Raw genomic sequence first — 414 nt, 5'->3', positions numbered from 1 at the left:
CTCTAGAAAGGTCTGTCAAAGACATCCAAGACCAGACTGCTCAGCTGCAGGAGATGTTCCTGAACTTGTCTCTGGGGCAAGAAGAGATGAAATCTCTCCTCACCAAGGGTTTGGAGAATTCCAACAATGCCAGGAGTGACCAGCTTGCGGAGTTGCAGTTTGATCTGACAACCTTGAGGACCCAAGTGATGGGACAGTTGGTGGGCCAGATGGCTCTCATCCAAGACCTATCTCAAAGACAAGAGGAACTCAGAGTTCTTGTCCGCCAGTTGCTTCCAAACAACCAGCTGGGGAAAACATCTGAGGTTGAAGAGCAAGTCACCGCTCAGCCTCCATCCACTCAAGAAGACAAGGGGAAAGCTCCTTTGCTTGCTTCAGGGTCACAAGCCCTTCTACAACCTCGCCAGCGTCAAC

Annotated in this window: 1 protein-coding gene; it reads left to right on the top strand. The window is 51.0% G+C overall.

All coding sequences use genetic code 11. The annotated features are described in order from the left end of the window. On the top strand, positions 1 to 414 hold a 414-nt coding region (locus tag VSR34_RS38795), incomplete at both ends, for a hypothetical protein (protein WP_342965287.1).

The organism is Paraburkholderia sp. JHI2823, assembly GCF_038900695.1.
Taxonomy (GTDB): Bacteria; Pseudomonadota; Gammaproteobacteria; order Burkholderiales; family Burkholderiaceae; genus Paraburkholderia; species Paraburkholderia mimosarum.
Note: the sequence above shows the minus strand (reverse complement) of the source record. Positions and strands in the feature narration are given on the sequence as shown.